Genomic DNA, 17944 nt, shown 5'->3' on the forward strand with positions numbered 1-17944 from the left:
GTATGTAGTCATCATACTCATTTGGTCAATGAAGGTCAAATCATACGCTTCATTGAAGAGTACTCAAACATCATTGTATCATGTATTCGACGAAAGATACCTTTATTCATCCTTCCCGGGAACTTAAGTTGGTAAACAGAAGAGGAAGTGAGGAGTGGAGTGAATATGGGGTCTGCATTGTCCTAAAAGTGGTCGGAGTTAATTTCAGGAATTAAATTTTATGAAAAACTTTGGATCATCACCACGGTTGATTTAAATACTCGCGGTCATACGCTCGCTTTCACCCTAAAGGGTACAAGTGCAACATCGACTCAAGAAGACCTCGTCGTGTTTTCTTTTCCTGCTGCGATTTGTGATCCTCCTCTGGCGTGATATATGCATTGTGGATCGCATTGAGTGTTTATTGATAGGTATCAAAGTACATGGATGCATATGATCATCTGACCCCATCCCTTTTTCATTTCACTCTTGCGTCCAAACGTAGGATGCCGTATAATTACCTTTGTCACTTTATGAAAATACTCATGCGCTCGTAGCTCAGTTGGATAGAGCGGTGGTTTCCGGTACCACGTCAGTCGGGGGTTCGAATCCCTTCGAGCGCGTCAAGGTTGTTTTAATGGGGAATGTGGATGGTAAAACCTAGCAGTTATGGTTTTTTCGTCATACGAGGGAATCGGTCTAGGTCGATTCTGCCCCATTATTTTTTATTGGTTCCGAATCATTGAGTGCTAAGAGATTATAACATTCGTTTCAGTGAATGTAGTGTATTTCTTTATACTCCAGATCTTGCATTATTTAATCAGAAAGTTTACTATTGTTCATTAAGTTGGTATATATTATACTACAGATACCCCTATAAAATGGTATCTTTTATTTGGTTTCTGCGTACAATGATAAGACCTTTTGGGAGGTGTTGTTGTGCGCAAAAGAAAAAGTGAGGAGGACAAAGACATGTCTGTAACTAAGAAAGAATTGTCGGTAACCGAATCACTCACTGAAGCGTTTGAGGAAGTGGAAAGAATTCGTAGTGGCAAACAACCAAAAACATCTTGGCAAGAAATGATTGAACAAATCAAAAAAGATAGGGATTCAGGTAATCTATAATTAGATGAACCATTATCAAATAATACCTACTAAAAGTTTTGATAGAGCTCTACGTAATTTAACTAAAAAACATCCGAAGGCAGTAGACGATATTGGGGACGTATTAACGAGTTTACAAAATGGCGACTTGGTAGGTAATGCTATTCCTGGTTTAAAACATCCTAATAATAAAGCCTTTAAAGTTCGGTCAGCTAATGTAAGTGGGCGAACTGGTAAGCGTGGGGGATTCAGGATTATTTATTATCTGGTCACTTCAGATAATGAAATTTATCTATTAACCGTGTATTCTAAATCAGATAAACAGAACATTTCAACAAAAGAAATAAATGAACTAGTAAGAAAGTATGTGAAGCCACTGTAGAAATCTATACCGAATCCGTAAATTAGCGGTTCGGTATAGAAATGTTGATACACCGACGGTTATCGTACATAGTTTCCTGTGGTTTCCGGTACCACGTCAGTCGGGGGTTCGAATCCCTTCGAGCGCGTCATTCAAAAGGGGTTGTCTCAAAAGCCTCTTAAAAGTAGAAAACCTCAAGGCATTTGAACAGATGCCTTGAGGTTTTTCATGTTTTATAATTTGAGTGGCGATTGATATTATGCAGAGTCAGAAGATTAGCGTAGTCAAAATACGTAGACTCCTGCGGGAACAGCACGAGCTGAAGATCCCGCAGGAAAGCGATTTTTTGCTTTCCGAGGAAGCTGAAGCCGTGCCCGGCGGCATAGAAAACACGAGGAGGTCTTCTCGAGTCGATGTTGCACTTGTACCCTTTAGGGTGCAAGCGAAGTATTTTGATGAAGCGGTTTAATTCTATTACCAGAAAAAATCTTGAAGATATTCTCACAAGTTCATTTTTTGACCTTATGGGACAGCCCCTTTCTAATTGGTAAACGTAGTATACGCTTCGTCCAGATTACGGAGTCTTCTCATAATCTCTGAATTTTTTGTGAGTCGATCTTGAATTAGTGTCGAAACAACAGAGCGATAATAGGCATTCACAGCATCTTGCCTTTTTACGTCATTGTGCTTTTTGACATAAATCTCGAAGCTGTCCACAAAGTAGTCGACTGAAAACAATTGATGATTCATTGAACAACACCTTTTCTATAGTTACCTATCTGTAGTATAAAGCATGCGGAGCATTGAAACGAGAGAAGATTGCAACCTCGTTATTGGTGTAGGTCGGATGTAGCATTAATCTTCCTTAATTGTAATGGTTTTGTAAATGAGGTTGACAATAAGGGTTTAGGAAAATATGGTTATAGCAAGGAAAAGATCAATTGATTTGTATTCTTACATTTCACGGCGATTCATCTATATCATGCAATCAAGCGACTGACAGTTTGGAGGGAACGATGTGTTTTTTCTTTTATACGGCTTTCTCGTATGGTTAGGGGCATCGGTGATCTTCAGGCTTGCTGGTCAATTTTTCTTTGTACCAGGGCAACCGATACTTCTGATCTGGGCGTCTGTGCTCGTTATACCTTTGGTTGCTGTCCTAACGTTGCCACTATATCATAAGAAGAAGCTGAACTCGGAGGCGCAGTTGAAAGCGGCCATTTGTATAGCTCTTCCTGGGATGGTTCTCGACACAGTCGTGCTTCTTTCCTTTGACAGTATTTTCGTCAACTTGGATCAGCAAATGGATGGGACGTTTGGCTCTTGGCTATTGTTTGCGTATTCTTTAGTATTGGTCTCTGGTTTTTTGCCGCTAAAATTAAAAATATTTAAAAGGTCTCTATGAGGAGGTATCACGATGTTATCAATCATCCTTTACAGCCGACCAAGCTGTGCGTTATGCGAAGAAGCAGAAGCGATGCTGACCCTTCTCCAAAAGGAATACACGATAGACAGTCAGGTCGTGAACATTGAGAAAGACGAACGGCTGCACGAAGCCTACCAGCTTTCAATTCCAGTCCTTGAACTTAACGGTTCCATCATTGCGGAAGGTCGCATAAACTGGAATGACGTTGAGCAAGCTTTAACGAGTCAATCTGAGTGATGTATGCTCTAAGCAAATAGTTGTCGATCTGTGTCTAAAATGGTACAATATTAGTGCAACAAGATTTCTTGTTATTTTTTTGCCCGTCATGGGACGTTTTTTGACTACGTGGGACATTTTTCGTCCCTGTCAGCAGTAAAAGGGGATCTTCGATATGCGAGAACTAGTGGAAATGCAGCAAAAATTACTTCCCGATATGATGTTTGTTCTTCAACGAAGATATCAAATCCTACAGTACATGCGAGTCATGCAGCCCATTGGTCGCAGAGCGTTGGCGTCTAGCCTAGAGCTGACCGAACGAACACTTCGATCTGAAGTCTCCTTCTTGAAGGAGCAAGAACTCATTCACATTTATAGCCACGGAATGGTGTTATCAGATGAGGGTCTGCGCCTAGTCGATGAGCTGGCAAACATGATGAAGGAACTGACTGGCTTGCGTGAGCTTGAACAACACCTTAAGGAAACGCTGGATTTAGAAGGCGTTATGATTATCCCTGGGGACAGTGATGAGATGCCTTGGGTGAAGAAAGAGCTTGGGCGTGCTGCTGTACAACGTATGAAAGCTTCTTTTGGCGACAACAATATTGTTGCAGTTACCGGTGGGACGACAATGGCTGCCGTCGCAGAAATGATGAAGCCCGAGGGAAAGCACCATCAGATGTTATTTGTGCCTGCTCGTGGTGGGTTAGGTGAGGATGTTGAAAATCAGGCGAATACGATCTGTGCAAAAATGGCAGAAAAAGCGTCTGGGGAATATCGTCTCCTTCATGTTCCAGATCAGCTGAGTCAATCGGCCTATGACTCTATGATCCGTGAACCAGGGGTCAGAGAAGTTCTCGACTTAATTCAATCTGCAACAATGGTCGTTCATGGCATCGGTGACGCGCTTAGTATGGCAAAGCGACGGAACACATCCAAAGAGGATCTCGCAGATATTGAAGCGCAAAATGCGGTTGGTGAAGCATTTGGATTTTACTACAATAATTCTGGACAAATTATCCACAAGGTAAAAACCATTGGTCTCCAGTTGGAAGACTTGCATACGGTGGGTGCCATTATTGCCGTGGCTGGAGGCGCATCAAAAGCGAATGCCATACGCGCTTGTATGAAGGAACAAAAGCGTTCTTATCTCATTACGGATGAGGGTGCTGCTAAAGCTTTTATTAGAGGGTCATCCCTTTAATTCATAGATCTTCAAACACTAAGGAGGAATTATCATGGCAGTAAAAGTTGGAATTAACGGTTTTGGACGTATTGGACGTAACGTATTTCGCTCAGCGTTAAATAATCCTGATGTGGACGTTGTTGCGGTAAACGACTTAACTGACGCAAACATGCTCGCTCACCTTCTTCAATATGATACTATTCACGGCAAACTAGATCGTACAGTTACTGTAAACGGAAGCAATCTTGTCGTTGACGGCAAAGAAATCACCGTTCTTGCAGAAAGAGACCCTGCGAAACTTGGTTGGGGAGATTTAGGCGTTGAAGTTGTTGTTGAATCTACAGGGATCTTCACAAAACGTGCGGACGCTGCGAAGCACCTTGAAGCTGGAGCTAAAAAAGTGATTATCTCTGCACCAGCAAACGAAGAAGACATCACTGTGGTTATGGGTGTAAACGAAGAAGCTTACGATCCAGCAAACCATCACGTCTTGTCAAACGCGTCTTGTACAACGAACTGTCTTGCACCATTTGCAAAAGTATTGAATGACAAATTCGGCATCAAGCGTGGCATGATGACAACTGTGCACTCATACACAAATGATCAGCAAATTCTTGACCTTCCTCATAAAGACTACCGTCGTGCACGTGCGGCAGCGGAAAACATCATCCCTACAACTACGGGTGCTGCTAAAGCTGTATCTCTAGTTCTTCCAGAATTGAAAGGCAAATTGAACGGTATGGCAATGCGTGTACCTACACCTAACGTATCATTGGTTGACCTTGTTGCTGAGCTTGATAAAGGCGTTACTGTTGAAGAAGTGAACGCAGCATTCAAAGAAGCAGCTGAAGGCTCATTGAAAGGTGTGCTTGCTTACAGTGAAGAGCCGCTTGTTTCTACCGACTATAATGGCAGCACAGCATCTTCTACAGTGGATGCCTTGTCTACAATGGTTATGGAAGATCAAATGGTTAAAGTTATCTCTTGGTACGACAATGAAACTGGTTATTCTAGCCGTGTCGTTGATTTGGCTGCATACGTTGCATCAAAAGGCTTGTAAGCTATAAAAAAGGGGAAGGGCAATAAGGACACGGGCATGCAAACGTCCGTGACCCTTTTGACCTTTCCCTTTTATCCATGAACGCAGTGAAATCTTGAATGATGAAGGAGGCCCTCTAGAATGGAAAAGCAATCAGTGAAGGATATTCAGCTTCAAGGAAAAAAGGTATTTTGTCGTGTTGACTTCAATGTCCCACTTGAAGACGGCAAAATCAGTGACGACACCAGAATTCGTGCTGCTTTACCGACCATCCAATACATTTTGGATCAAGGAGGTCGTTTAATCCTTGCGAGCCATCTTGGCAGACCAAAGGGAGAAGTCGTTGAAGACCTACGCTTAACTCCTGTTGCTGAGCGATTGAGTGAACTGCTTGGACAACCAGTGACCAAAACAGATCAAGTTGTAGGTTCAGAAGTAGAAGCAGCTGTACAAAAGCTTGATGACGGAGAGGTCGTGTTGCTCGAGAATGTTCGCTTTGAAGCGGGCGAAGAGAAAAATGACGCGACCCTTTCGAAACAGTTTGCTGCATTGGCTGACGTTTACGTCAATGATGCGTTTGGTACAGCTCACCGTGCGCACGCTTCAACCGTCGGCGTGGCTGAGCATCTAAACGCATGTGCTGGTTTCCTCATGGAGAAAGAGCTTGAGGTTCTTGGCGGTGCATTAGAAAAGCCAGACCGTCCGTTTACTGCCATCATTGGTGGTGCGAAAGTGCGCGATAAAATTGGCGTCATTGAGCATCTGCTGAAAAAAGTGGACAACTTAATTATCGGTGGCGGTCTTGCGTACACATTTATTAAAGCGCAAGGTTACGAAATTGGGAAATCCCTTTTAGAAGAAGACAAGATTGATCTCGCAAAATCGTTTATGGAAACAGCGAAGGAAAAAGGCATTAAACTCTATCTTCCTACAGATGTTGTCGTAGGGGATGACTTCTCGAATGACGCCAATACAAAAGAAGTGTCGATTGACCAAATCCCTGCCGATTGGGAAGCAATGGATATTGGACCGAAAACACGGGCTTTGTATAGTGATGTGATTTCGAAATCAGAGCTTGTGATTTGGAACGGACCGATGGGTGTATTTGAAATGGAAACCTTCGCGAATGGCACTCGCGCCGTTGGTGACGCAATGGCAGCGACGACCGGTTACACGATTATTGGTGGCGGCGACTCTGCGGCAGCTGTTGAGAAATTTGGTCTCGCACAAGACATGGATCATATTTCAACCGGCGGTGGGGCATCGCTTGAATTTATGGAAGGCAAAGAACTTCCTGGCGTTACTGTACTAACAGACAAATAAGAAAGAGGTGAGGTCTTATGCGTAAACCGATTATTGCAGGAAACTGGAAAATGCATAAAACACTACAGGAAGCAGCTGACTTTGTCACAGCTGTAAGCAGTAAGCTTCCAGGCGAAGAAAAAGTGGATGCGATCGTTTGCTCCCCAAGTCTGTTTCTTCAAAACCTTGTAGAACAAACGAAAAGCTCTTCTCTAAAGGTCGGAGCACAAACAATGCACTTTGAAGACCAAGGCGCATTTACTGGTGAAGTGAGCCCAGCAGCTTTAGAGGATCTTGGCGTTACTTATGTTATCCTCGGTCACTCGGAACGACGTGAACTGTTTGCTGAGACGGATGAAGCAGTGAACAAAAAAGTCCATGCGGCCTTTGCACATCATCTTGTTCCTATCGTCTGTGTAGGCGAAACACTCGAACAGCGTGAGGCAAATGAAACAAGCGATGTTGTTGAGGGGCAAGTGATGAAGGCATTGGAAGGGCTAAGCCCAGAAAAAGCCGAACAAGTCGTCATTGCCTATGAACCGATCTGGGCAATTGGCACAGGCAAATCCTCTACTGCAGAGGATGCGAATGAAGTTTGCTCCGCGATTCGTCGCGTTATTCTTGATCAATTCGGTCAAGAAACAGCAGAAAGCTTACGTATTCAATACGGTGGTAGTGTAAAACCTGGGAACATTGCAGAGTACATGGCAGCATCAGATATCGATGGGGCCCTTGTTGGCGGTGCAAGTCTCGAACCAGACTCCTTTGTCCAGCTACTAGAGGCGGCTCATAATGGCTAAGCAACCAGTTGCGCTGATTATCCTTGATGGATTTGCTTTTCGTGATGTGACGCAGGGCAACGCTGTAGCGCATGCGAAAAAACCGAATTTTGATCGCTACTGGGATCAGTTCCCACATACGACGTTAACGGCATGTGGGGAAGAAGTAGGACTGCCTGATGGCCAGATGGGCAATTCAGAGGTAGGGCATTTAAATATCGGTGCAGGCAGAGTGGTGTATCAGAGCCTGACGAGAGTGAATAAGGCCATTAAAGACGGCGATTTCTTTGAAAATGACACGATTCAAGGGGCGATTAATCACGCCCATGAAAAAGAATCGCGTGCGCTTCACATTTTCGGACTATTGTCAGATGGCGGCATTCATAGCCATATCAATCACTTGTTTGCGATTTTAAAGCTTGCGAGTGATAAAGGCTTGAAAAAGGTTTACATTCATGGCTTTTTGGATGGTCGCGATGTAGCACCGCAATCGGCGAAAACCTATATTGACGAGCTACAGCAGAAAATCAAAGAATTACATGTAGGTGAAATTGCCACCTTGTCGGGCCGTTACTATTCAATGGATCGTGACAAGCGCTGGGATCGTGTTGAAAAATCGTATCGAGCGATGGCTTATGGCGAAGGACCTTCCTACAAAACACCAGAAGAATGTATCGAAGACAACTACAGCAACGACATTTATGATGAATTCGTGCTTCCATCTGTGATGACGAAAGAAGATGGATCTCCAGTCGCAACGATTCATGATGACGATGCAGTGATTTTTTACAACTTCCGTCCGGACCGTGCGATTCAAACATCGCGAGCATTTACAAATGATGATTTTCGTGAATTTGATCGTGGGGACAAGGCGCCCAAAAACCTTTTCTTTGTTTGCTTAACGCAATTCAGCGAAACGGTTGACGGTTATGTAGCCTTCAAACCTGTAAATCTCGACAACACGATGGGGGAAGTGCTTTCCCAGCAAGGCAAGAAACAGCTTCGAATTGCCGAAACGGAAAAGTACCCTCATGTGACCTTTTTCTTTAGTGGCGGTCGCGAACAGCCTTTTGAAGGAGAAGAACGCATTTTGATTGATTCTCCTAAAGTGGCAACATACGATCTCAAACCAGAAATGAGTGCGTATGAAGTCAAGGATGCGCTTCTTAAAGCGTTGGACAAGGATACATTTGATGCGATCATTCTAAATTTCGCTAACCCTGACATGGTCGGTCATTCAGGAAAATTAGAGCCGACCATCAAAGCCATCGAGGCTGTTGACGAATGTCTTGGGGAAATCGTTGATAAAATACTTTCTAAAGATGGCGTTGCCTTGATCACCGCGGATCATGGCAATTCAGATGAAGTTGTAACGCCTGAAGGCAAGCCGATGACAGCACATACGACAAATCCTGTGCCATTGATTGTCACGAAGAAAGGTCTTGCTTTAAACGAAGGTGGAAAGCTTGGCGACCTATCTCCGACAATGCTCGACATCATGAACTTAGAAAAACCTGTAGAAATGACAGGAGAATCACTGATCAAAGACGAAAAGTAAACGTATAGCTGAGGCTGTAACGCGAGAGGACGCTCTTGGCTTTAAGACTCAGTTTTACAAACAACACACAATGATGATAAAGGGAGGGACTCTCATGTCCTTAATTATTGATGTATTTGCACGTGAAGTACTAGACTCTCGTGGCAATCCAACAGTAGAGGTTGAAATTCATACAGAATCTGGCGCATTTGGTCGTGCGTTAGTGCCAAGTGGTGCGTCCACTGGAGAATATGAAGCTGTCGAATTACGTGATGGCGACAAAGATCGTTATCTTGGCAAAGGTGTTCTTAAAGCCGTTAGTAACGTAAACGAAAAAATTGCACCAGAGCTCGTAGGCTTTGACGTGCTTGATCAAGTAGCCATTGATGAAGCATTGATCGATCTTGATGGTTCTGATAACAAAGGCAACCTCGGTGCCAACGCTATTCTTGGTGTGTCTATGGCGGCGGCTCATGCAGCAGCTGACTTCCTTGACATTCCTTTGTACCAATACTTAGGTGGATTCAATGCGAAAACACTTCCAGTACCAATGATGAATATCATCAACGGTGGTGAGCATGCCGACAACAACGTCGATGTGCAGGAATTCATGGTTATGCCAGTTGGTGCTGAAAGCTTCAAGCACGCCCTTCGCATGGGAACTGAAATCTTCCACGCACTTAAAGGCGTCTTGAAGGAAAAAGGCTACAACACAGCAGTGGGTGACGAAGGTGGCTTCGCGCCAAATCTTAGCTCGAACGAAGAAGCACTGCAAACGATCATTGAAGCGATCGAAAAAGCAGGCTACAAGCCGGGAGAAGACATCCAGCTTGCAATGGACGTGGCAGCTTCTGAAATGTACAAGGATGGCAAATACCATCTATCTGGTGAAGGGGTGACAAAAACCTCTGAAGAGATGGTTGACTTCCTTGTACAGCTTGTTGAAAAATACCCAATCATCTCGATCGAAGACGGCCTTGATGAAAACGACTGGGACGGCTTTAAGCTCTTGACTGAGCGCGTTGGGAACAAAGTCCAGCTCGTTGGGGATGACTTGTTCGTAACGAACACGAAAAAGCTCTCTGAAGGTATTGAGAAAGGCATCGCCAACTCAATCCTCATCAAAGTGAACCAAATTGGAACACTCACAGAAACATTCGACGCCATTGAAATGGCGAAGCGTGCAGGGTATACGGCTGTCATTTCTCATCGCTCAGGCGAAACAGAAGACAGCACGATTGCTGATATTGCCGTCGCAACAAATGCTGGGCAAATTAAAACAGGCGCACCGTCTCGTACAGACCGTGTAGCGAAGTACAATCAGCTTCTTCGCATTGAAGATCGCCTTGCATTTACCGGCCGTTACGGTGGTCGCGCAGCATTCTACAATATCAACAAATAAGCAATGCATTCAACTCTCCTTCGCTAGGACCGCGAAGGAGAGTTTTTTGATTTCATTTTTAAAGACGCTGTGACATAGTTGAGTCAAGAAAGTGGACGCCTTGAATGTTTTCCTTAAGAGGCATGGTGAAGAAATCACGCGAGTTCTTTTCCGAATCGATGATGCACTTGTGCCCTTTAGGGTGCAAAGAAAATACGACCGCTTCGTCAAAATACTTCGCTTTCCGCGGGCACGGCTTCAGCTTCCTCGGAAAGCAAGCTTTCCTGCGGGATCTTCAGCTCGCGCTGTTCCCGCAGGAGTCTACGTATTTTGACTACGCTGATGTTTGTTTCTGTGTAAATGGTTTAATTTTTTATTGGTATCGTATAACGCGAGGATAAAAGCGTGGTAAGGCGTGTTGCTTACCAATCAAGTCAAGTTTATGCATCGTTTCAGGCAAATTGGATCACCTAGAGAAGTATTGATGCAGCGATGGACTTACGTTTAACTAACTTTCGCAGTGCGAAATCAACTCCAACGCTAAAAGTAGCCACTAGCGAGACTCCTGCGGTAAAGAAAACACGATGAGACGTACTCGCGAATCGATGTTGCCCTTATGCCCTTTAGGGTGGAAAAGCGAGCTAAGCGAGACCCCACAGAGAGCGCAAGCGATCGAGGAGGCTCGCAGTTCGCCCGCGGCAAAGAAAACACGACGAAAGTACTTGGAGTCGATGTTGCGCTTGTGCCCTTTAGGGTGAAAGCGAGCGTATGGCAGCTTGTATAATAAGCAACTACAACATTGAATTGTAGGTTTACCAAGTAATTTAAGTGTTCCTGCCAAATAAAAGCGAAAGTTGAGTTTAAAAGAAATTAATGACAATCATTTTATTGGAGGCGAGAAACGTGAGTCGACCTATTAAAGTTATACTAATCGTCTTGCTAGCTGTGTTGTTTTTATGGGGGGTTATGTCGATTTACGCTGCTTATTCTCTTGCTGATTAAGCCGTGAAAGACCTTGATCGTTTGACTTGCAAGCAGTTGTTGTCCTTCAAGTCATCTTATGGTACATTAGAGATAGATTTGACTCGGTTTAGGAGGATATAAAATGCATGCTATTGCGATTACGCTGCTTATTCTTGTAAGCATTGGCATTATTGCGCTTGTTTTGCTTCAGCCAGGAAAAAGTGCTGGTCTTTCAGGAGCGATCTCCGGCGGAGCGGAGCAATTGTTTGGTAAACAAAAAGCACGTGGAATGGACTTGATTTTGCATCGTCTCACGATCGTGTTTTCTGTACTCTTTTTCTTGCTCACAATTGCCGTGGCTTATTTTAATGTGTAAGAACTGACTAGCGAGTGGCAGACAGCTGCTCGCTTTTTTCATTTAAACTGGGAACAATACAATAAAGGAACGCCCACATGAAAGGAGAAATAAACGACATGAACGTTGTCAAACCAAAGCCGTTCACGTTCTCAAATGGAGACCGTGCCGTTCTCCTGTTGCACGGATTTACTGGCCATTCAGGCGACGTGAGAATGCTAGGACGCTTTTTAGAGAAGCAAGGCTATGCCTCTCATGCGCCGATTTACCCTGGTCATGGTGTGCCAATTGAGGAGTTGCTATTGACTGGCGCCGAGGATTGGTGGACCTGTGCACTAGAGGCATATGACCACCTTCAATCGCTTGGCTTTGAAAAAATTGCGGTTTGCGGGCTGTCGTTAGGCGGTGTGTTAAGCCTAAAGCTTGCTTCAGTACGTCCAGTCGCTGGCGTGATATCTATGTGTGCCCCTGTCGTCGCCGATCATCAGGATCGTTTAAAAGCAGGTGTTATTGCAAGGGCAAAAGAAATTAAACAGCTTGAACGCAAAGATGAAGAGACGATCCAGCAAGAATTGAATGCATTGCAGCAACAGCCATTCACCGTATTAGAGCAGTCGAAAACACTTATAAATGGCATTCGAGATGAGCTAGATCTTGTCTATGCACCGACGTTGATTATCCAAGCGCGTCAAGATAAGATGATTAATCCTGACAGTGCAAACATGATTTATGAAGGCATTTCATCAGAGCAAAAGGACATCCACTGGTACGAAAACTCTGGACACGCGATTACCTTTGGCAAAGAGAAGGATAAGCTACATGAGGACATTTATGAGTTTTTAGAGGGGCTCAATTGGGAAAGCTAACAATAACGTTTGAGACCCGGCAAAGGAGAAATGCAGAATGTCCAACGAAGATCAGTCCTACCAGCAACCGCTGTTAAGTTTTATGAAAGAAGAGGCCTATAAACCACTCACGGTGAACGAACTTGAAGAGGCTTTTCAAATTGTAGAGGCACCAGATTTTAAAGCGTTTGTTAAAGCACTCGTGGAACTTGAAAATCAAGGCCGTATCGTGCGCACCAGAAGCAATCGCTATGGACTTCCTGAAAAAATGAATCTCGTGAAAGGGAAGGTTAGTGCCCATTCGCGTGGCTTTGCTTTTTTATTGCCTGAAGCAGAAGGCGAGGACGATGTGTTTATTCCGCCGAGCGATTTGAAAGGCGCTATGCACGGTGATACGGTACTAGTTCGCGTAACATCAAAGGATGCCAAACAGAAACGTGAAGGCACAGTTGTCCGTATTCTAGAACGAGGGATTAAGCGTGTCGTCGGTACGTATGTCGCAAGCAAAGGCTTTGGTTTTGTCGAGCCGGATGACAAAAAAATTTCCGCTGATATTTTTATTCCAAAGGATGCGACCAATGGGGCCGTTGAGGGGCACAAGGTCGTTGTCGAACTGACGAGCTATCCTGAACGACGTATGAGTGCTGAGGGTCATGTCATCGAAATTCTAGGACATAAAAACGACCCTGGCATTGATATATTGTCGATCATTCATAAAAATGGCATTCCGATCGAATTCCCTGAAGATGCTCTTGCTCAGGCGAAAGAAACGCCAGAAAAGATCGCACCTGAAGACCTCCAAGGCCGTGAAGATTTACGTGACGACGATATCGTCACCATTGATGGGGCAGATGCCAAAGACTTGGATGATGCAGTAAGCGTGAAAAAGTTGGATAATGGGAACTACCAGCTTCGCGTTCATATTGCCGACGTCAGTCACTATGTGCAGGAAAACAGTCCAATTGATAAAGCGGCGCTAGAGCGTGCGACAAGCGTCTATCTTGTCGATCGTGTCATACCGATGATTCCACATCGGTTATCAAACGGCATTTGCTCCTTAAATCCACAGGTAGACCGTCTGACCCTTTCCTGTGAAATGGAGATGGACCAGCAAGGAACTGTAGTAAAGCATCGTATTTTTCAAAGTGTCATTCGTACAAACGAAAGAATGACCTATACAGATGTACGTGATATCCTCGTACATAGCGATGAAGCCTTAATGAAAAAGTATGCTCCGCTTGTGCCAATGTTTAAAGATATGGAGCAGCTCGCTTTGATCTTGCGAAAGAAACGTATGGACAGGGGAGCTGTCGACTTTGATTTCAAAGAAGCGAAAGTGCTTGTTGATGGTGAAGGTAAACCAACGGAGGTCGTCATCCGTGAACGATCAATCGCTGAAAAGCTCATTGAAGAGTTTATGTTGGCGGCAAATGAAACGATCGCTGAGCATTTTCACTGGATGGACGTGCCGTTTATTTATCGTATTCACGAAGACCCAGATCCAGATAAGCTGACACGCTTTTTTGAGATGATTACGGCATTTGGCTACAGTGTAAAAGGTTCAGCGAATGACATTCATCCAAGAGCATTGCAGTCATTGCTTGAATCGTTGAAGGACATGCCAGAAGAACCAATCATCTCCACAATGATGCTTCGTTCCATGCAGCAGGCCCGTTACTCACATGAGAGCTTAGGTCATTTTGGGTTGTCTACAGAGTTTTACACGCATTTCACATCACCAATTCGCCGGTATCCTGACTTAATTGTTCATCGCCTCATTCGAGAGTATTTGATTAACGGTAAAGTGGATGAAGGCACGAAAGGCAAATGGAATGCCAAGATGCCTGAAATTGCGAAGCATACGTCTGAAATGGAACGACGTGCAGTGGACGCAGAGCGTGAAACCGATGATCTGAAAAAGGCGCAGTACATGGAGGACAAAATCGGGGAGTCCTATGATGGCGTCATTTCGTCTGTGACGAACTTTGGTCTTTTCGTCAAGTTGCCGAATACGATTGAAGGACTTGTGCATGTGAGTTACCTCACAGACGACTACTACCATTTCATTGAAGGTCGAATGGCAATGGTTGGCGAGCGTACTGGGACTGAGTTTTCAATTGGCGATGAGGTTACTGTTACGGTCATTTCCGTCAATATTGATGAGCGTGCGATTGATTTTGCCTTAAAGGATATGGCCGTGAGAAAAGCGCCACGTAAAAACCATGGCAAAAAGGAAATATCGGTTGGTCGCTCAACAGATAAAAAACCGAAAAAGCGTGGTCGGCAAGGTCAGGGTCAAGCCAAAGGCAAAAAAGACGGTGATTCGTCTTCTTCTACAAGTAAAGGGAAGCGTCCATTTTATGATCAGGCACCTACAAATAAAAAGAAAAAACGTCGCAGAAAAAAATAACGTTTGGAGGACGTGGCACGATCGGTGTCCGTCCTTCTCACCGACGTGATGAAGGGGAAATGAACTATGCCTCGTGGCGACGGAAAGCAAATTGCACAGAACAAAAAAGCACATCATGACTTCTTTATTGAAGAAACGTTCGAAGCGGGTCTTGTCCTGCAAGGCACGGAAATTAAAGCGATCCGTGCAGCGCGAGTGAATTTGAAGGATGCCTTTGCGCGAGTGCAGCATGGAGAGGTCTTTTTACACAACATGCACATTAGCCCGTATGAACAAGGCAATATTCATAACCATGAACCGTTGCGTACAAGGAAGCTATTGCTTAAGCGTAAGGAAATTTCGCGCTTAATCGGTGAATCACAGCAACAGGGCTATGCCATCGTTCCGTTGAAGCTTTACATTAAGAATGGTTTTGCTAAAGTTCTCATTGGCTTGGCAAGAGGGAAGAAGAACTTCGATAAGCGAGAAACGTTAAAGCGCAAGGAAGCTAAGCGAGACATCGAACGGGCATTTAAGGAAAAGCAATTTTCCTAAGCAGTCAAGCAGAAATCTTTCCTTCAACAAAGGACTATGCTATACTAGTTTTTGCACATTAGCTGTGCGTTCCATACAACTCGGGGACGTTACGGATTCGACAGGGATAGGTCGAGCTTTGGTTGCGAGCCGAGACGGCACACTCGATAAACGGGCCATCGCCTATAACTGGCAAACAAGAAAACAACTTCGCTCTAGCTGCGTAAGCAGTTTTAAGCGGTCCCTCCCTCCATCGCCCATGTGGTAGGATCAGGGACTCACTCTAAGTGGGCTACGCCTAAGTTCGCCGTCTGAGGGCGAGGGAAGAGAATAATCAGACTAGCTACTGGAAAGCCTGTCGATAGGCCGCACTCGTAGCGAAATACCAATATGTCGACTACGCTTGTAGACGCTGAAGTATCGTTATCTCTGGACGTGGGTTCGACTCCCACCGTCTCCACCAATTATTTCCAAATTGGTGGTTTTTTTTATTTTTACAAATGTGCCATTCATGGCAATGAAACCACGGCACTTCGTCAAAATACTTCGCGTTCCGCGGGCACGGCTTCAGCTACCTCGGAAAGCAAGCTTTCCGAGGTAATCTTCAGCTCGCGCTGTTCCCGCAGGAGTCTACGTATTTTGACTACACTGACGTTTGTTTCTGCGTAAAGTGTTTTTATTTTGTCTCGGACTCATACAACAGAGAAAGTGGGGAAGAGAGTTGAGTTGCTTGCTTAGGCAAACAAGAAAAGTAAGCGCATCGTTTCATGCGGAATTTTATCACTTATGTAGATTCAGCTGTGGACTTCGGGTTTGTTTTTGATTTAGACAACTTTCGCAGTGCAAAATCAACTTCAATGCTAGCTCTGCTTGAGTGGAAGCTAGGTCAGATTGATCAATTGACTTTTTCAACACAACGCCTGATTTATTCAGTAAATAAAAGTGTCAATGCTCACTATCCTCCTAATAATTTTTTACTCTTTATCCTCTAACTGCTCAATTTTAAAAATATCTGTAAAGCCTGTTTTGTCGGTGAGTAATGTGATTGAAACCAAGTCACCTTCTGACAAATCAGAAAGCCGAATAGCAGCATCTTGTCGGTATATACGTACTTCCTCCCATACGTCATATTGAAACTCGCCTTGATACGTCTCATCATTGAGGGGAATACCTTCAACCAATAAAGAGTTCTCGCCCACTTCGATTACTTCTGCATAGAATGTCTGAATATCAGAAGCTGACATCACCCACGCGTCCTCATCGTACTCTTTATAGGCATTCACATAACCCGCATTATAACTAATAAACAGGCCAATGAGTAAAACAATGATCGTCATCACAATAACGACTTTATTTGGAGGAGCCATTGAAGTACGCTTGCTCTCGGTATCGCTTAGAGCTTTATTGATATGCCGTTTAAAGACTTGAAAATAGACAATAATGGTAGCGACAAAAATAAATACAATTGCAATCAGTACAAGAAAATAATTAGGAAAACTCATGGAAATTCCTCCTCTATATTCCGAAATAGTCTTTGAATATGTAGTAATAGCTCCTTGTCACATCAACTTTTTTACCATTACTCATCGTAAGGATAAACTTAGAAGAAAGAGTAGGTGTAATTCGTTTAACCTTATTTTTCGCAATTACGACAGAGTTACTTATACGCAAAAATTTTGATGGGTCAAGCAAACCGACAATACGATACAATCGGTCGGTCGCTTGATATCGTGCTTCATGTGTTTGTACTTCAACTACATGACCGAACGATTCGATACAAATAATATCCTCTATCGATAAAAGGATTCTTGCATTGGTTTCTTTTTCTCTCACAGTCAGATGATCTTTGAAGCTGTTGGTTTCACTTATAACCAAGTCGGCAGAATCATCTATTTGAATTCCTCGTTCTTCGAGTGCAAATTTGATTTCATCATAGCGCTCATCACTAATGTTAAGTTTGATTTTCAAATGGCAACCTCCTTTCGTAGAGCCGTTTGTGTAGTGCAAAACAATAGTGCATAACTTTGCAAGCCAATATTTCGTTGCAACTTTACACGGAGAGTTGGGCGTGCTAGCCTTTTTGGCAATGCCAAAGCCTTATGGCGCTTGGCTTCTTGGCGTTTAGTTCACGCCCATAGAGGCTCCGTGTCAAGTTGCATTACTATGTAGGTCCAATTGCAATGTTATGCATTTCTACATTGCCTAACACACCGTTTACCAAAAGTAGTATAACAATCGGATCTTCGTATCTCAATATAAGGAGAATACTTTACAGATATAGTCACATAGATTACACACCATGGTGTAGTAACAGTAGCATTTTTCTTTTCGCCATTGAATGCAAACTGAGTTGGAACGTTCTCATGTAGGAGGCGAGAAGTTAACGTATGGTATATAAAGCAATTAGTTTTGTAAGCACTTCAGGTGTTTTGAGAATATGTATAGTGCCCCATTGTAACTGCTAAAATAAAGTGAACAGTTTTTGCTCGTTTCCATTGAACACTTTTTCACCAAAAATCATTCTCTCCTGTAAACTGATTCTATCAGC

17 protein-coding genes, 1 tRNA gene and 1 other RNA gene are annotated in these 17944 nt (G+C 43.9%); 16 read left to right on the forward strand and 3 right to left on the reverse strand.

Going from position 1 to position 17944, the window contains the following annotated elements; all coding sequences use genetic code 11:
• Positions 1-526: 526 nt before the first annotated feature.
• From EV213_RS15565 to EV213_RS15570, 3 genes are all read left to right on the forward strand, one after another.
• Positions 527-602 (forward strand) — tRNA-Arg (locus tag EV213_RS15565).
• 349 nt (positions 603-951) lie between these two features.
• Positions 952-1104, forward strand: a complete 153-nt coding sequence (locus tag EV213_RS20830; RefSeq protein ID WP_166639355.1) for a hypothetical protein — start codon at positions 952-954, stop codon at positions 1102-1104.
• Between the two features lie 4 nt (positions 1105-1108).
• Entirely contained in the window at positions 1109-1465 is a 357-nt protein-coding gene (locus EV213_RS15570) for a hypothetical protein (protein ID WP_133581485.1), read from the forward strand.
• 519 nt (positions 1466-1984) lie between these two features.
• On the opposite strand, the gene yvfG is transcribed toward EV213_RS15570, so the two are convergent.
• A complete protein-coding gene (gene yvfG / locus EV213_RS15575; protein WP_133581486.1) occupies positions 1985-2194 on the reverse strand; it encodes a protein YvfG in 210 nt (69 codons plus the stop codon).
• A gap of 268 nt (positions 2195-2462) precedes the next feature.
• Here yvfG and EV213_RS15580 point away from each other — a divergent pair, with 268 nt between their 5' ends.
• The 13 genes from EV213_RS15580 to ssrA all read left to right on the forward strand — a co-directional run bounded on the left by EV213_RS15580 (position 2463) and on the right by ssrA (position 15859).
• Positions 2463-2849, forward strand: coding sequence for a DUF5367 domain-containing protein (locus EV213_RS15580; RefSeq protein WP_133581487.1), 387 nt, complete (start codon positions 2463-2465; stop codon positions 2847-2849).
• A gap of 12 nt (positions 2850-2861) precedes the next feature.
• Positions 2862-3107 (forward strand): glutaredoxin family protein, encoded by a 246-nt coding sequence (locus tag EV213_RS15585; protein WP_133581488.1) that lies wholly within the window; start codon positions 2862-2864, stop codon positions 3105-3107.
• Positions 3108-3261: 154 nt separating this feature from the next.
• Positions 3262-4290, forward strand: a complete 1029-nt coding sequence (locus EV213_RS15590; protein WP_133581489.1) for a sugar-binding transcriptional regulator — start codon at positions 3262-3264, stop codon at positions 4288-4290.
• A gap of 34 nt (positions 4291-4324) precedes the next feature.
• Positions 4325-5332, forward strand: a complete 1008-nt coding sequence (gene gap, locus EV213_RS15595) for a type I glyceraldehyde-3-phosphate dehydrogenase (protein WP_133581490.1) — start codon at positions 4325-4327, stop codon at positions 5330-5332.
• A 120-nt stretch (positions 5333-5452) separates the two neighbouring features.
• On the forward strand, positions 5453-6634 hold the full coding sequence (locus tag EV213_RS15600) for a phosphoglycerate kinase (RefSeq protein ID WP_133581491.1): 1182 nt from the start codon (positions 5453-5455) through the stop codon (positions 6632-6634).
• Between the two features lie 17 nt (positions 6635-6651).
• Positions 6652-7413, forward strand: a complete 762-nt coding sequence (gene tpiA / locus EV213_RS15605) for a triose-phosphate isomerase (RefSeq protein ID WP_133581492.1) — start codon at positions 6652-6654, stop codon at positions 7411-7413.
• On the forward strand, positions 7406-8950 hold the full coding sequence (gene gpmI / locus EV213_RS15610; RefSeq protein WP_133581493.1) for a 2,3-bisphosphoglycerate-independent phosphoglycerate mutase: 1545 nt from the start codon (positions 7406-7408) through the stop codon (positions 8948-8950). The genes tpiA and gpmI overlap by 8 nt, the downstream gene beginning before the upstream one ends.
• Positions 8951-9044: 94 nt before the next feature.
• Positions 9045-10331, forward strand: coding sequence for a phosphopyruvate hydratase (eno, locus tag EV213_RS15615; RefSeq protein WP_133581494.1), 1287 nt, complete (start codon positions 9045-9047; stop codon positions 10329-10331).
• Positions 10332-11415: 1084 nt separating this feature from the next.
• Positions 11416-11649, forward strand: coding sequence for a preprotein translocase subunit SecG (gene secG, locus EV213_RS15620; protein WP_133581495.1), 234 nt, complete (start codon positions 11416-11418; stop codon positions 11647-11649).
• Between the two features lie 98 nt (positions 11650-11747).
• Positions 11748-12494: an alpha/beta hydrolase gene (locus EV213_RS15625; protein ID WP_133581496.1), complete on the forward strand. Its 747-nt coding sequence runs from the start codon at positions 11748-11750 to the stop codon at positions 12492-12494.
• Positions 12495-12531: 37 nt separating this feature from the next.
• Positions 12532-14883 (forward strand): ribonuclease R, encoded by a 2352-nt coding sequence (rnr, locus tag EV213_RS15630; protein ID WP_133581497.1) that lies wholly within the window; start codon positions 12532-12534, stop codon positions 14881-14883.
• 66 nt (positions 14884-14949) lie between these two features.
• Positions 14950-15417 (forward strand): SsrA-binding protein SmpB, encoded by a 468-nt coding sequence (gene smpB, locus EV213_RS15635; RefSeq protein ID WP_133581498.1) that lies wholly within the window; start codon positions 14950-14952, stop codon positions 15415-15417.
• Positions 15418-15499: 82 nt separating this feature from the next.
• Positions 15500-15859, forward strand: a transfer-messenger RNA (tmRNA) gene (gene ssrA / locus EV213_RS15640).
• Positions 15860-16370: 511 nt separating this feature from the next.
• Here ssrA and EV213_RS15645 read toward each other — a convergent pair.
• Positions 16371-16898, reverse strand: a complete 528-nt coding sequence (locus tag EV213_RS15645) for a hypothetical protein (RefSeq protein ID WP_133581499.1) — start codon at positions 16896-16898, stop codon at positions 16371-16373.
• Between the two features lie 13 nt (positions 16899-16911).
• A complete protein-coding gene (locus EV213_RS15650; protein ID WP_133581500.1) occupies positions 16912-17364 on the reverse strand; it encodes a LytTR family DNA-binding domain-containing protein in 453 nt (150 codons plus the stop codon).
• Between the last annotated feature and the right edge of the window lie 580 nt (positions 17365-17944).

The sequence above is a fragment of the Aureibacillus halotolerans genome, from assembly GCF_004363045.1.
In the GTDB taxonomy this organism is placed as follows: domain Bacteria; phylum Bacillota; class Bacilli; order Bacillales; family DSM-28697; genus Aureibacillus; species Aureibacillus halotolerans.

What these genes read in the sequence shown, in the direction of transcription:
- EV213_RS20830 (WP_166639355.1), top strand. Translation starts at nt 952, where the DNA reads ATGTCTGTAACTAAGAAAGAATTGTCGGTAACCGAATCACTCACTGAA.
- EV213_RS15570 (WP_133581485.1), top strand. Translation starts at nt 1,109, where the DNA reads ATGAACCATTATCAAATAATACCTACTAAAAGTTTTGATAGAGCTCTA.
- yvfG (WP_133581486.1), bottom strand. Translation starts at nt 2,194, where the DNA reads ATGAATCATCAATTGTTTTCAGTCGACTACTTTGTGGACAGCTTCGAG.
- EV213_RS15585 (WP_133581488.1), top strand. Translation starts at nt 2,862, where the DNA reads ATGTTATCAATCATCCTTTACAGCCGACCAAGCTGTGCGTTATGCGAA.
- EV213_RS15590 (WP_133581489.1), top strand. Translation starts at nt 3,262, where the DNA reads ATGCGAGAACTAGTGGAAATGCAGCAAAAATTACTTCCCGATATGATG.
- gap (WP_133581490.1), top strand. Translation starts at nt 4,325, where the DNA reads ATGGCAGTAAAAGTTGGAATTAACGGTTTTGGACGTATTGGACGTAAC.
- EV213_RS15600 (WP_133581491.1), top strand. Translation starts at nt 5,453, where the DNA reads ATGGAAAAGCAATCAGTGAAGGATATTCAGCTTCAAGGAAAAAAGGTA.
- tpiA (WP_133581492.1), top strand. Translation starts at nt 6,652, where the DNA reads ATGCGTAAACCGATTATTGCAGGAAACTGGAAAATGCATAAAACACTA.
- gpmI (WP_133581493.1), top strand. Translation starts at nt 7,406, where the DNA reads ATGGCTAAGCAACCAGTTGCGCTGATTATCCTTGATGGATTTGCTTTT.
- eno (WP_133581494.1), top strand. Translation starts at nt 9,045, where the DNA reads ATGTCCTTAATTATTGATGTATTTGCACGTGAAGTACTAGACTCTCGT.
- secG (WP_133581495.1), top strand. Translation starts at nt 11,416, where the DNA reads ATGCATGCTATTGCGATTACGCTGCTTATTCTTGTAAGCATTGGCATT.
- EV213_RS15625 (WP_133581496.1), top strand. Translation starts at nt 11,748, where the DNA reads ATGAACGTTGTCAAACCAAAGCCGTTCACGTTCTCAAATGGAGACCGT.
- rnr (WP_133581497.1), top strand. Translation starts at nt 12,532, where the DNA reads ATGTCCAACGAAGATCAGTCCTACCAGCAACCGCTGTTAAGTTTTATG.
- smpB (WP_133581498.1), top strand. Translation starts at nt 14,950, where the DNA reads ATGCCTCGTGGCGACGGAAAGCAAATTGCACAGAACAAAAAAGCACAT.
- EV213_RS15645 (WP_133581499.1), bottom strand. Translation starts at nt 16,898, where the DNA reads ATGAGTTTTCCTAATTATTTTCTTGTACTGATTGCAATTGTATTTATT.